The organism is Algibacter luteus (genome assembly GCF_900141715.1).
GTDB classification, from domain to species: domain Bacteria; phylum Bacteroidota; class Bacteroidia; order Flavobacteriales; family Flavobacteriaceae; genus Arenitalea; species Arenitalea lutea.
The window spans coordinates 108074-121365 of the sequence record NZ_FQYK01000004.1; the positions used below are offsets into that span (position 1 = coordinate 108074).

Annotated in this window: 13 protein-coding genes; 11 read left to right on the top strand and 2 right to left on the bottom strand. The window is 31.3% G+C overall.

Annotated elements, in window-relative coordinates; genetic code table 11:
* Positions 1-3 precede the first annotated feature (3 nt).
* The 3 genes from prmC (at position 4) to BUA46_RS08940 (ending at position 3709) form a co-directional block, all read left to right on the top strand.
* Positions 4-867: a peptide chain release factor N(5)-glutamine methyltransferase gene (prmC, locus tag BUA46_RS08930; RefSeq protein WP_035106018.1), complete on the top strand. Its 864-nt coding sequence runs from the start codon at positions 4-6 to the stop codon at positions 865-867.
* 27 nt (positions 868-894) lie between these two features.
* Positions 895-2889: an NAD-dependent DNA ligase LigA gene (ligA, locus tag BUA46_RS08935; RefSeq protein ID WP_019386607.1), complete on the top strand. Its 1995-nt coding sequence runs from the start codon at positions 895-897 to the stop codon at positions 2887-2889.
* Positions 2890-2977: 88 nt separating this feature from the next.
* Positions 2978-3709, top strand: a complete 732-nt coding sequence (locus BUA46_RS08940; RefSeq protein ID WP_019386606.1) for a hypothetical protein — start codon at positions 2978-2980, stop codon at positions 3707-3709.
* 136 nt (positions 3710-3845) lie between these two features.
* Here BUA46_RS08940 and BUA46_RS08945 read toward each other — a convergent pair whose 3' ends face one another.
* Both BUA46_RS08945 and BUA46_RS08950 read right to left on the bottom strand, forming a co-directional pair.
* On the bottom strand, positions 3846-4763 hold the full coding sequence (locus tag BUA46_RS08945) for a bifunctional metallophosphatase/5'-nucleotidase (RefSeq protein WP_019386605.1): 918 nt from the start codon (positions 4761-4763) through the stop codon (positions 3846-3848).
* 2 nt (positions 4764-4765) lie between these two features.
* Positions 4766-5524, bottom strand: a complete 759-nt coding sequence (locus BUA46_RS08950) for a 5'-nucleotidase C-terminal domain-containing protein (protein WP_026009940.1) — start codon at positions 5522-5524, stop codon at positions 4766-4768.
* Positions 5525-5581: 57 nt separating this feature from the next.
* Here BUA46_RS08950 and BUA46_RS08955 point away from each other — a divergent pair, with 57 nt between their 5' ends.
* The 8 genes from BUA46_RS08955 (at position 5582) to BUA46_RS08990 (ending at position 13161) form a co-directional block, all read left to right on the top strand.
* Complete coding sequence (locus BUA46_RS08955; RefSeq protein ID WP_019386603.1) at positions 5582-6112, top strand: DUF6913 domain-containing protein; 531 nt, start codon at positions 5582-5584, stop codon at positions 6110-6112.
* A complete protein-coding gene (gene dapA, locus BUA46_RS08960) occupies positions 6105-6983 on the top strand; it encodes a 4-hydroxy-tetrahydrodipicolinate synthase (RefSeq protein WP_019386602.1) in 879 nt (292 codons plus the stop codon). The genes BUA46_RS08955 and dapA overlap by 8 nt, the downstream gene beginning before the upstream one ends.
* Positions 6984-7193: 210 nt before the next feature.
* Entirely contained in the window at positions 7194-8033 is an 840-nt protein-coding gene (locus BUA46_RS08965; RefSeq protein ID WP_019386601.1) for an outer membrane protein assembly factor BamD, read from the top strand.
* Positions 8034-8044: 11 nt separating this feature from the next.
* Positions 8045-8374: a DNA-directed RNA polymerase subunit omega gene (locus BUA46_RS08970; protein ID WP_019386600.1), complete on the top strand. Its 330-nt coding sequence runs from the start codon at positions 8045-8047 to the stop codon at positions 8372-8374.
* Between the two features lie 90 nt (positions 8375-8464).
* A complete protein-coding gene (gene coaBC / locus BUA46_RS08975) occupies positions 8465-9676 on the top strand; it encodes a bifunctional phosphopantothenoylcysteine decarboxylase/phosphopantothenate--cysteine ligase CoaBC (protein WP_019386599.1) in 1212 nt (403 codons plus the stop codon).
* Positions 9669-10556, top strand: coding sequence for a type IX secretion system protein PorD (gene porD / locus BUA46_RS08980; RefSeq protein ID WP_019386598.1), 888 nt, complete (start codon positions 9669-9671; stop codon positions 10554-10556). Before coaBC ends, porD begins: the two co-directional genes overlap by 8 nt.
* A 78-nt stretch (positions 10557-10634) precedes the next feature.
* Positions 10635-12287 carry a DNA repair protein RecN gene (recN, locus tag BUA46_RS08985; RefSeq protein WP_019386597.1) on the top strand — a complete coding sequence of 551 codons (1653 nt, stop codon included), beginning with the start codon at positions 10635-10637 and terminating at the stop codon, positions 12285-12287.
* A gap of 58 nt (positions 12288-12345) precedes the next feature.
* Positions 12346-13161 carry an enoyl-ACP reductase FabI gene (locus BUA46_RS08990; protein ID WP_019386596.1) on the top strand — a complete coding sequence of 272 codons (816 nt, stop codon included), beginning with the start codon at positions 12346-12348 and terminating at the stop codon, positions 13159-13161.
* Positions 13162-13292: the final 131 nt, after the last annotated feature.

Below are 13292 nucleotides of genomic sequence, written 5' to 3' on the forward strand. Positions count from 1 at the left end.
TCAATGAAGTTAAAACAACTGCAAAATATTTTTCACGAAGATTTAGATGCCATTTATGGCGAGGAAGAAGTGGATAGCTTCTTTTATATGCTAATCCATGACTATTTTGATATTACTAGAATTCAAATGGCTATGGACACTTCATATATAATCGAAGATCCGGAAAAAATATTTGAAGCACTTAGTTTTTTAAAAGAGCATGTACCTATTCAATATATAATTGGAGAAACAGAATTTTACGGTTTACCAATAAAAGTAACAAACGATGTATTAATTCCTAGACCAGAAACTGAAGAGTTGGTGCAGTGGGTGTTAAAAAAGGTTGACAAAGAAAAACCTTTAAATATTATTGATATTGGGACGGGGAGTGGTTGTATTGCAATTTCGTTAGCAAAAAACTTGCCTAAGGCTAAAGTTTATGCTTTGGATATTTCAGCGAAAGCATTAAAAATCGCCAAACAAAACGCTGTTTTAAACGAGGTTGATGTTGCATTTATTGAAGCTGATATTTTAGATTTTCAAAATATTGAAAAAGAATCTTTGCCTGATAAATTTGACATAATTATTTCCAACCCTCCGTATGTTCGAGAAAAAGAGAAACACCTCATGAAACCCAATGTTTTAGATAATGAGCCGCATTTAGCACTATTTGTAAAAGATGAAAACCCTCTACTATTTTACAAGGTTATTACTCAATTTGCTATAATGCATTTAAAAAGTGAAGGATGCTTGTTTTTTGAAATCAATGAATATTTAGGAAAAGATATGATAAACCTATTGCATGAGAATAAATTCTATGAGATTGAATTAAAACAAGATATTTTTAAAAAAGATAGAATGATAAAAGGTAAAAAAGAAGCGAGGTAACTTATTTGACTGTTAGAATTGATTAGTATGGATATAAAAAAACAGATAGATAATCTGCGAAATGAATTGCGCGAACACAATTACAACTATTATGTTTTAGATAATGCAACGATTTCAGATTACGAGTTTGATATTAAATTAAAGCAACTTCAAGAACTTGAATTAAAATACCCTGAATTTTTTGATGCCAATTCACCTACTCAACGTGTTGGAGGTGAGGTGACAAAAAATTTTGAAACTACTGTACACGAGTATCGTATGTATTCTTTAGACAATTCTTATTCTAAGGAAGATTTACTGGATTGGGAAACCCGAATTAAAAAACTTGTTGATGGGGATTTACAATATACCTGTGAATTAAAATACGATGGCGCTTCAATTAGCTTAACTTATGAAAATGGCCAATTAGTAAAAGCCGTAACTAGAGGTGATGGATTTCAGGGTGATAATGTCACTGCAAATATAAAAACCATAAAATCGGTACCCTTACAATTAAAAGGCAATTATCCACCAAAATTTGATATTCGAGGTGAAATTGTGTTGCCATTTGAAGGATTTCATAAAATGAATGAGGAGCGCATTGAAATAGGCGAAGAACCATATAGAAACCCAAGAAATACTGCTTCAGGAAGTTTAAAATTACAAGACAGTGCAGAGGTAGCTAAACGCCCTTTAGAGTGTTTACTTTTTAATATAACAGGAACTAATTTAGGAATTAGAACCCAATACGAAAGTTTAGAAATGGCAAGGCAATGGGGATTTAAAGTACCCGAGGCGGCTAAATTGGCAAGCAACATTGAGGAAGTTTTCGAATTTATTGAGTATTGGGATGTTAATCGGCATAATTTACCTTACGAAACCGATGGGGTTGTAATTAAAGTAAATAATTTACAACAACAAGAAGAATTAGGTTATACAGCCAAAGCACCGCGTTGGGCTATGGCGTATAAGTTTAAGGCAGAACAAGTTTCAACACGATTAAATAGTATTACATATCAAGTTGGAAGAACGGGAGCCATTACGCCAGTTGCAAATTTAGAACCAGTAGAATTAGCTGGAACAACGGTTAAGCGAGCTTCATTACACAATGCAGACCAAATAGAAAAACTCGATATTAGGGTTGGTGATGAAGTTTATGTTGAAAAAGGGGGTGAAATTATACCTAAAATTTTGGGAGTCGATTTGTCTAAACGTCCAGCAGATTCTCAGTCAACATGTTATGTTACAGAATGTCCTGAATGTAAAACTCCTTTAGTTAGGCAAGACGGTGAAGCACAGCATTATTGCCCAAATTACAATGGGTGTAATCCACAAATTATTGGAAGAATTCAGCATTTCATTTCAAGAAAAGCTATGGATATTGATGGTTTAGGAGGAGAAACTGTTGCATTATTAGTTAATGAAGGATTGATTAGAAATTATTCTGATCTGTACGAGTTAACGAAGACACAAATAATACCTTTAGAAAGAATGGCTGATAAAAGTGCTGATAATTTAATTAAAGGCATTGAAGCATCTAAAAACATACCTTTTGAGCGTGTTCTTTATGCTTTAGGGATTAGATATGTTGGTGAAACTGTGGCTAAAAAGCTTGCTAAACATTATAAAAGTATTGAAGCTCTTGCAAATGCTACGGAGGAAGAATTGGTAAACGTTGATGAAATTGGGGTCAAAATAGCCGAAAGTGTCATTGCATTTTTTGCTGCAGAAGAAAATATAGAAATTATCAATAGGTTAAAAGATTTTGGAGTAAGATTAGAATTATCAGAAGAACAACTTAGTGCTCAAACAGATAAGCTAAAAGGTGATATTGTTGTGGTTTCTGGGGTGTTTCATAAAGTGTCTAGAAATGAATTAAAAAAGCTTATCGAGGATAACGGAGGTAAGGTGAGTAGTTCAATTTCTTCTAAAACTAGTTATATTATTGCAGGTGATAATATGGGACCAAGCAAAAAAGAAAAAGCGGAAAAGCTAGGTGTGTCTTTAATTTCAGAGGATTTATTCCTACAAAAATTGAATTAAAATCAATTTTTTATCGATAAAATGTAATATTTATACGTTTAATTGTAAAATTTGTTTTATATTTGTACATCAATAATTAATAACTCTCATGTACAAATCGAAAATATTAGTAGGATTTGTTTTATTATGCTATATTTTGTTTGCCGTTTTTGAATTTAACGGTAATCAAGTAGTTGCCTACTATTTTCATTCTTTTATTGTGCCATTAATAACCATTATTTACATTTTCTTTATAAAACGAAAGAGTAAATTATTTTTATGGTTTTTAATAGTTTACTCTCTATCTGATATTCTAGGAATTGTAATTGATAATATACCTGTAGACGGCACCTCAAGTTTATATGATTTTGAGTATTATTTTGGAAATGGCCTTTATATTTTAGCTTATATTTTTTTAATATTAAAAATTGGAAAATCACTTAGTTTTAAACATGTAGTGAAGCACTTTAAATTACACTTGGTGGTGCTTAGTATTTTGAATATTTATTTAATTTATGTTTTACAAAATATTATCAGTCCTAATTTGGTATTAGATAGTGATTTTTACATAGAATTTGTATACAATGTAGTTACTATTCTTTTATTGTCTATTGCTTTATTAAATTATTTCTATAAAGACAATAGAAAATCTTTGTATTTGTTTTTAGGCGCACTTTGTATCGTTTTTTCCGAGGTAATGGATATTGCTTATATCTACATCACTCAAAGAAGTCTTTTAAACTTTTTAGCAACTACACTTGCCCTTAGTGCCTTTTATTTTTTCTATCAGCAATCAAAATGGTTGAATATTTCTAGTGAAGAGGATGCATATGTAGTATGAGAATGCTAATTCCTAAGTTTTAAAATAGGTATATCCAGATTGTTGAACTCCTTTTCGAATTAAAAGCTCCAATTTTTTATTAAAACTAATATTACTTCGGTGATAAGTTGTGTGAAGAAGCGTTAATCTTTATTTATTAAACGATAATAGAAGTACCGTTTGCAGTTTTATTTTTATTTGCATCAAAATAAAAATCAATTCTACCCAAATTTATACCGTAACATCCAACTTGATTCACCAGCATGTTTTCGTTGTTTACGTTTTTAACAACAGTTGGTTTTGGTAAAAAGGTATGCGTATGTCCACCAATTATTAAATCAATGTCTTTAGTGCTTTTGGCTAAATTTAGGTCACTTATTAAATCTGGATTGTTCTTATAATAATATCCTAGATGAGATAAACATATAATTAAATCACAGTGTTCTTCGATTTTTAAAATTCTAGTCATTTCTTGACTCATTTCAATAGGATCAAGATACTTAGTTTCCTTAAACAAATCAGGGGCAACGAGTCCATTAAGTTCAATTCCAATACCAAAAACGCCTATTTTCACACCATCCTTTTTAAATACTTTATAGGGTTTGGTGTGTGTGTCTAAGATTGTATTTTTAAAATCATAATTAGCCGTAACAAATTCAAATTCCGCATGTGGAAGTTGGGCAAATAAACCGTCAATTCCATTGTCAAAATCATGATTACCAATAGTTGCAACATCGTATTTTAATTTACTCATTAGCTTAAATTCCAATTCGCCACCATAGTAGTTAAAATAAGGTGTCCCTTGAAAAATATCGCCAGCATCTAATAATAGTGTATTTGGGTTTTCATTTCTTATAGCTTCTATTAAAGTTGCACGTCTTGCAACCCCACCTTTATTGGCATTTCTGCCATCTTCAGGACCAAAAGTATCAATATGACTGTGTACATCATTGGTATGAAGGATGGTTATTTTTCTTAATTTTGAACTGCTCGTAAACGATTGTAATCCAAAGCTTCCCAATGCAACTAAAGCGGTACCTGCTGACGCTTGTTGAATAAAATTTCTACGCTTCATAACTATTTTATTTGAATAAATCTGTCGTCAATAACAGGATTTATAGTATCTACCTTATTGAATTTATCAATTAAGGTATTTCTTATTTTATAATTTAAATAATATACCGTATCGTTTGGTTTAAAAAAGCGCATTCTGTCGCCACCATTATAAAGATAATCACTAGTGGCTACGTAATAAGTGTAATTCTGTTCAATATTTTTTCCTTTAATTTTGGCTTCAACTACATCAAAGTTTTTATCAACAACCAATTTAAGATTAGAAATAGGATGTGCTCTTTTCGATCTTTTCAAATAGTCTATTAAACTATCAATTTGTGCGCCTTTAATTGCCACTATAACTACACTATTTTCAAATGGCATGAGCTGAAAAGCAGTTCTTTTAGAAACGTTTCCTTGATTTAAGCTCGACCGAATTCCACCATGATTTAACAATACCATGTCTATTTCTTTACCCGTTCTAGATTTGAAGATTGGGTTGGCTTCACTGTATAATACATCTGCCATAAAATTGCCTAATGCAGAATTAAGATGACCATCATTTTTTGAATATGTATCTACAGAATACGCTAAAACACTGTCTAAATCTTTTTGGATATTATCACGAAACGGTTTTACGAATGCTTCAATTTCTGGATGAACTAAAATAGAATCAGTAATTTGAATTTGCTTTCCTTCAATTTTAGAAAGTTGCAGTTTATCTTGTTTACAATTGAGAAAAATTAAAAAATATAACAAAAAAAAGAAATGTGTAAACCTCATATGAAAACATATAATTTGAATGTACTTTTGCTACCTTTGCGCAAAGTATAAAGATAAATGATTTTAAAAGGATTTAAAGAAAAATCTAATAAAAAGTACTTAAACAAACTACTGGCTCTGCGTAAGGTTAATATTGATGCGAGTAAAGTAAATAGTTTAGGAGTTATCTTAAATGTTGATGAATTTGATGATTATGACGCTTTTAGAGATCTTGCAGAATTAATAAAAATAAGACCAAATAAGCTTAAAATTATAGCTTTTTCATCTTTTAATAAAGATGCTGCACTTACTTGGGATGACTGTTTTAATCCTAAAGATTTTGGATGGAGTGGGTCTATAAAAAATATAGAATTAAAGTCTTTTATAAACACTAAATTTGATGCTTTGATAAGTTATTACGAGCAAGAAGTTTTAGAATTAAAAATGATAACTGCCGAATCTCAAGCCAAAATAAAAATTGGAATTTTACAATCGGATGAACGATTAAACGATTTAATTATAAAAACCGATTTAAAAGAGTTTAGTCTTTTTAAAACCGAAGTATTTAAATACCTAACGATATTAAATAAAATAAGTAATAATGAATAGTAAGTTTGTAGGAACGGGGGTTGCGTTAGTTACGCCTTTTAATCCTGATTTAAGTATAGATCATAAAGCCTTAAGTAATATTGTAAAATATAATATTGAAAACGGGACTGAATATTTGGTAATTTGTGGTACAACAGGCGAAAGTGTAACACTTACTAAACAAGAAAAGAAAGAAGTTATTGCTACAATTATTGAAGCTAATCAAGGAAAACTGCCTTTGGTTCTTGGTATTGGTGGAAATAATACTGCAGCGATTATAGATGAAATAAAATCTACTGATTTAAGTCAAATAGATGCTATTTTATCAGTATCTCCTTATTATAGTAAGCCTACACAAGAAGGGATTTACCAACATTTTAAAGCTATTTCTGAAGCTTCACCAATAGACATTATTCTTTACAATGTTCCAGGACGAACATCAAAAAATATAGAAGCAAAAACTACATTAAGATTAGCAAACGATTTTAAAAATGTTGTAGCAGTAAAAGAAGCCGGAAATAATATGGCTCAATATTTAGAGTTAATAAAAAATAAACCAGACGGATTCTTAATTATTTCTGGTGATGATGATTTAGCATTAGGCGTTACTTTAGCTGGTGGTGCTGGGGTAATTTCGGTAATTGGTCAAGCTTTCCCAAAAGAATTTTCAGAGATGATTCGTTTAGGATTACAAGGAAATGCAAAAGAAGCGTACAAACTTCATTTTAAACTTATGGATGTTATTGGCTATATTTTTGAAGAAAATAATCCTGCCGGAATAAAATCTGTTTTTGAAGCCTTAAATTTATGTCAAGATACGGTGCGTTTACCGTTGGTTCCAGCATCAAAAGCATTAAAACAAAAAATAGAAAGATTCGTAAATAATTTTTAAGTCTGTTAAATATTACTTAAACCTTATATTCGTTGAGGTTAAGCTCTTATTTTAGCTCCGAAATAATATTTTTAAAATCCATTTTAATAGCGTATTTTTGCATGCTGTATTAAAAATCGTTGAAATGAACTTAATTAATTCAACGCTTTTTTTTAGAAATACACACAATGCGAAAGACGTTTGACCGTTTTTTAAAGTGAAAAATAATAAATGAAGAACTTTTTTTACATATTAATAGTTTTCGCAGTTTTTAGTAGTTGTAGCGAATATCAAAAAGCGTTAAAAGCTGATGGAGAAGGAGCAATTGCTGAGAAATTTAAAATGGGTGAGGCTTTGTATAATGAAGGGAAATTTGCAAAAGCAAATAGACTTTTTGCGCAAATAGTACCCAATTACAGAGGCAAACCACAAGCGGAAAAATTAATGTATTTGTATGCTACTTCCTTCTATAAAATGGAAGATTATTATATTTCTGGATATCAACTAGAACGCTTTGCATCAAGTTATCCTAAAAGCGAAAAGTTGGAGGAGACCTCTTTTTTAGCTGCAAAAAGTTATTATCATTTATCGCCAGTTTTTAGTAAAGAGCAGAAAGAAACTGTCGAAGCTATTGAAAAGTTGCAAGAATTTATCAATTTGTTCCCAGAATCCGAACACGTTTCTGAGGCTAATAGATTAATTCAAGAACTTGATTTTAAATTAGAAAAAAAGGCGTTTGAAATTGCTAAACAATTTAATTTAATATCAGATTATCCTGCTTCAGTTAAATCTTTTGATAATTTTATATTCGAATTTCCAGGTTCAAAATTGCGTGAAGATGCATTGTATTACAGGTTAGATTCAGCATATAAATTGGCAATTAACAGCGTAGAATATAAAAATACAGTTCAAAATGGACTTGTGCATTTAAGAAAAGAGCGATTAGAAATAGCAAAAGAATATTCTGATTCGTTTAAATTACTTTATACCGACTCAAAATACATAGAAGATGTTAATGAAATGACATCTGCTATAAACCAAGAATTAGAAAGTTACAGCACCAAAAGTTAAATAATAAAAGAATGGATTTAAAAAAAACCAATGCTCCGGTTAATACCGTAACGTACGATAGAAATCAAATAGATGAGCCAACAGACAACATCTACGAGTCTATTTCAATCATTGCAAGACGTGCAGATCAAATTAACACCGAGATTAAAAAAGAACTTATTGATAAGTTAGAAGAATTCGCTACTTATAACGATAGTCTTGAAGAAATCTTTGAAAACAAAGAGCAAATTGAGGTTTCAAAATTTTACGAAAAATTACCTAAACCTCATGCGTTAGCTGTTCAAGAATGGTTAACAGATAAAATTTATTTTAGAAATACAGAGGAAGATTCTCAAGAATAATTTCTAAATTTAAACACCATTAAACAAACTCCAATACCGTTTTAATAGATGGTATTGGAGTTTGTTTGGTTATTAAACACGGGTCTCTTTATGAGCGTTTTAAGCGGAAAAAATATATTGTTAGGCGTTACTGCAGGTATTGCTGCATACAAAACAGCATCTTTAGTCAGGTTGTTTATAAAATCTGGTGCCCATGTAAAAGTGGTTATGACACCAGCTTCAAAAGAATTTGTTACGCCTTTAACTTTATCCACACTTTCCAAAAATCCTGTTTACTCATCTTTTACTAATGAAGAAGATGATAATGCAGTTTGGAATAATCATGTAGATTTAGGGCTTTGGGCAGACCTTTTTGTTATAGCGCCAGCCACGGCAAATACCTTGTCTAAAATGGCTAATGGTGTTTGTGATAATTTATTGTTAGCTACCTACCTATCAGCTAAATGTCCCGTGTATTTTGCACCAGCAATGGATTTGGATATGTACAAACATGCTACAACACTTACATCCTTTAAAAAACTTAAAGCCTTTGAAAATATAATGATTCCTGCTACAAGTGGAGAATTAGCAAGTGGATTAGTGGGTGAAGGTAGAATGGCTGAACCTGAGGATATTGTTTCGTTTATTGAAAATGATATTTTAGGAAAACTTCCATTAAAAGGAAAAAAAATACTTATAACTGCGGGACCAACTTATGAAGCTATTGACCCTGTGCGGTATATTGGTAATCATTCTAGTGGAAAAATGGGCTTTGAAATAGCCAAAGCGGCTGCAAATAATGGAGCAGAGGTGATATTAATCACAGGTCCTACTCATCAAAGTGTAACCCATAATTTAATAAACATTATTCCTGTTGTGAATGCACAACATATGTATGATGAAGTGCATAAGCATTATGAATCAGCACATGTGGCAATACTTTCGGCAGCTGTTGCAGATTTTAAGCCTAAAGAAGTAGCAACTCAAAAAATAAAAAAGAAGTCTGATACGTTAACATTAGAGTTAGAAAAAACTAAAGACATTTTAGCTTCATTAGGTGAAATAAAAAAACACCAATATCTTGTTGGTTTTGCTTTGGAAACAACTAACGAATTAGAAAACGCCAAAGGAAAATTAAAAAGAAAGAATTTAAATTTAATTGTATTAAATTCGTTAAATGATAAGGGAGCTGGTTTTAAAACCGATACTAACAAAGTTACTTTTATTGATAATGAGGAAGTTATTACCAAATTTCAATTAAAGTCGAAGGCCGAAGTAGCTTCAGATTTAATAAATAAAATTATATCAGAAATTGATGCGTAATATTTTAGTTGTATTATTAATTTGTATTGGACTTGCAGGTTTTTCTCAAGAGTTAAATTGCAATGTTGTTGTAAATGCAGAACAAACCGGTAATGAAAACTTTCCAATTTTTAAAACCCTTGAAAAGCAAATAAACGAGTTTGTAAATAATACAAAGTGGACTAATAAAGTATTCAAAGATCAAGAGCGTATTAATTGTAACATGTTTATAAATGTTATTAATTATAGTGGCGAGTCTTTTCAGGCTACAATACAAGTGCAGTCTTCTCGACCAATATATGGTTCTTCGTACAGTTCACCTATCTACAATTTTAACGATAAAGATTTTAATTTTAGATACTTAGAATTTCAAAACTTAATATACAACCCCTCGCAGTTTGAGTCTAATTTAATCTCTGTTATAGCGTTTCATGTTAATATGATGTTGGCTTTAGATGCTGATTCTTTCAAGGAAAATGGAGGTGATGAATATTATAAACAAGCGCAAATTATTACAAATTATTCACAGCAAGGGAATTTTCAAGGTTGGAAATTAGAAGATGGTTTGCAAAGTAGATTCACATTAATTGATAATGTTTTGTCTCCCACTTTTAAAGAGTTCAGAACTGTGCTTTATAATTATCACCGCAAAGGTTTAGATGTTATGAGCGACGATGTAAAAGCGGGAAAAGAGTCTATTAGTGAAGCTTTAGAAACATTTCAGGCAATGAATAACCGAAGACCTAATTCTTTTGTTTTACGAACATTTTTTGATGCTAAAGCTGAAGAAATTGAACAAATTTTTACCGATGGGCCTAGTGTAAATATTTCAAGTCTAAAAGAAACTTTACAGAAAATTGCACCAATGCATAGTAGTAAATGGCAGAATATCAAGTATTAAATAAATAGTACAAAAGTATTATCTTAATAATTGAATTTTAAAGTTTAAGTTCTTATCCTGAATTACTGAAAATCAAAAATGTTAACATCACTTTCCATAAAAAATTACGCTTTAATTGATAATTTGAATGTCGATTTTTATGATGGTTTTTCTATTATAACAGGTGAAACTGGTGCAGGTAAATCAATATTACTAGGAGGTTTATCTTTAATTTTAGGTAAACGTGCAGATTTAAGTAGTTTAAAAGACACAACTCAAAAATGTATTATCGAAGCCGTTTTTAATATTGCTAATTACAATTTAAAATCGCGTTTTCAAGCTGAAGATTTCGATTATGAAGATATAACAATCATCAGAAGAGAAATATTACCATCAGGGAAATCAAGGGCTTTTGTAAATGATTCGCCAGTAAACTTATCTAGTTTGCAATTGCTAGGGGAGCGTTTAATAGATATTCATTCGCAACACCAAACCTTACAATTGACCAGTAACGATTTTCAGTTTCAAGTTATTGATGCTTTAGCAAAACATGACGACCTAGTATCGCATTATAAAGTGGAATTGAAAGGCTTAAAAGCGCTTCAAAAGGAACATCAAGAATTATTGACTTTTCAGGCAGTAGCTATAAAAGAGCACGATTACAATACATTTTTATTAAATGAATTGGTTGAAGCTCATTTAGTTGAAGGAGAAGTTGAAACTTTAGAAGAAGAATATGAAACACTTAGCAATGTAGAAGGGATTAAAGAAAAGCTGGATGAAGCTTATCAACTCTTAAGCGAAGACCAAATTGGCATTATTACGTCATTAACTTCTTTAAAAAATATATTTCAGAAACTATCGAGTATTTCTAATAAATATGAGACGTTATTTAACAGAGCCAATAGCAGTTTAATTGAAATGGACGATTTGTATAGTGAAGTTTATGAACTACAAGAAAGCTTAGAAGCAGACCCGCAGAGATTAGAAGTTGTAGATGCGAAATTAAAAAGCATCCATAATTTAATGCAAAAGCATATTGTTTCAGAAGTTTCAGAGTTAATCGACATAAAAAATCAACTTGAAGAGAAAGTAGCAGTTACTGAAAACTTGGATGAAACCATTCAGAAGAAATCTTCAGAAATCACCAAAAAGGAAGAAGAACTGAACAAAATCGCACAATCAATTCATAAAAACAGGCTAGATGTTATTCCGCAGTTAAAACAACAATTAGAAACTATTTTGGTAGATTTAGGAATGCCAAACGCTCAGTTTAAAATAGATTTAGAATTGAGTAATACCTTTTATTCTAACGGAAAAGATGAATTAACGCTGCTGTTTTCAGCAAATAAAGGTGGTAATTTTAACGAATTAAAAAAGGCAGCTTCAGGCGGTGAGCTTTCTAGAATCATGTTAGCAATCAAATCAGTTTTAGCAAAATACATTCAACTGCCAACCATTATGTTTGATGAGATTGATACGGGTGTTTCAGGCGAAATATCGAACAAAATGGGCGATATTATGCTTCAAATGAGTAAGCATATGCAAGTGTTTTCAATAACACATTTACCTCAAATAGCGGCAAAAGGCCATTCGCATTTCAAAGTTTATAAAGAAGATGTTAATGAGGTAACGCAAACCAATTTAATAAAACTAAATCACGACGAACGAATTGTTGAGATTGCACAAATGCTTGGTGGCTCAGAAATATCAAATTCTGCAATAGCTCATGCCAAAGAATTACTCAATTAATTAGTATATTTAAAGTCTAAAATTAAAACATAACTAATCAAGATATAAACCATTACATATGTATAACTTACTAAAAGGAAAAAAAGGAATCATTTTTGGAGCACTAGATTCAAATTCAATTGCTTGGAAAACAGCAGAACGCGTTCATGAAGAAGGCGGACAATTTGTATTAACAAATGCACCGGTTGCAATGCGAATGGGGCAAATTAACGAATTGGCAGAAAAAACTGGTTCTCAAATAATTCCTGCTGATGCGACTTCGCTTGAAGATTTACAGAATTTAGTCGACCAATCTATGGAAATATTAGGTGGTAAAATTGATTTCGTTTTACATTCAATAGGCATGTCTATAAATGTTAGAAAAGGAAAGCATTATACCGATCAAAATTATGATTGGACACAGAAGGGAACAGATGTATCAGCAATGTCTTTTCATAAGTTAATGCAAACCTTATATAAATCTGACGCTATGAATGAGTGGGGCAGTATTGTTGCGCTAACGTACATGGCAGCACAACGTGTGTTTCCAGATTATAATGATATGGCAGATAATAAAGCCTATTTAGAAAGTATTGCACGTAGTTTTGGGTATTTCTTCGGAAGAGATAAAAACGTTCGTGTTAATACCATTTCGCAATCCCCTACGCCAACAACTGCAGGTAGTGGCGTAAAAGGGTTCGATGGCTTTATAGCTTATGCCGAAAAAATGTCGCCACTTGGTAATGCAACCGCAATGGATTGTGCAAATTACACCGTTGCCATGTTTAGCGATTTAACAAAACGAGTTACTTTACAAAACCTTTATAACGATGGTGGTTTTAGTAACATGGGTGTGAGCGATGCAGTAATGTCTACTTTTGTTGGAGAAGAGTAAAATAACTTTTAATATACAAGAAAGCCACCCATAAAACGGTGGCTTTTTTATGCTTTTATATGTTGATATAATTATGGCGAGTTTTAAAAAAACCGCGCTATACGTTACTAGTTTTGGCTCGATGCGCGCCT

What these genes read in the sequence shown, in the direction of transcription:
- BUA46_RS08965 (WP_019386601.1), top strand. Translation starts at nt 7,194, where the DNA reads ATGAAGAACTTTTTTTACATATTAATAGTTTTCGCAGTTTTTAGTAGT.
- prmC (WP_035106018.1), top strand. Translation starts at nt 4, where the DNA reads ATGAAGTTAAAACAACTGCAAAATATTTTTCACGAAGATTTAGATGCC.
- BUA46_RS08970 (WP_019386600.1), top strand. Translation starts at nt 8,045, where the DNA reads ATGGATTTAAAAAAAACCAATGCTCCGGTTAATACCGTAACGTACGAT.
- porD (WP_019386598.1), top strand. Translation starts at nt 9,669, where the DNA reads ATGCGTAATATTTTAGTTGTATTATTAATTTGTATTGGACTTGCAGGT.
- dapA (WP_019386602.1), top strand. Translation starts at nt 6,105, where the DNA reads ATGAATAGTAAGTTTGTAGGAACGGGGGTTGCGTTAGTTACGCCTTTT.
- ligA (WP_019386607.1), top strand. Translation starts at nt 895, where the DNA reads ATGGATATAAAAAAACAGATAGATAATCTGCGAAATGAATTGCGCGAA.
- BUA46_RS08950 (WP_026009940.1), bottom strand. Translation starts at nt 5,524, where the DNA reads ATGAGGTTTACACATTTCTTTTTTTTGTTATATTTTTTAATTTTTCTC.
- coaBC (WP_019386599.1), top strand. Translation starts at nt 8,465, where the DNA reads ATGAGCGTTTTAAGCGGAAAAAATATATTGTTAGGCGTTACTGCAGGT.
- recN (WP_019386597.1), top strand. Translation starts at nt 10,635, where the DNA reads ATGTTAACATCACTTTCCATAAAAAATTACGCTTTAATTGATAATTTG.
- BUA46_RS08940 (WP_019386606.1), top strand. Translation starts at nt 2,978, where the DNA reads ATGTACAAATCGAAAATATTAGTAGGATTTGTTTTATTATGCTATATT.
- BUA46_RS08945 (WP_019386605.1), bottom strand. Translation starts at nt 4,763, where the DNA reads ATGAAGCGTAGAAATTTTATTCAACAAGCGTCAGCAGGTACCGCTTTA.
- BUA46_RS08990 (WP_019386596.1), top strand. Translation starts at nt 12,346, where the DNA reads ATGTATAACTTACTAAAAGGAAAAAAAGGAATCATTTTTGGAGCACTA.
- BUA46_RS08955 (WP_019386603.1), top strand. Translation starts at nt 5,582, where the DNA reads ATGATTTTAAAAGGATTTAAAGAAAAATCTAATAAAAAGTACTTAAAC.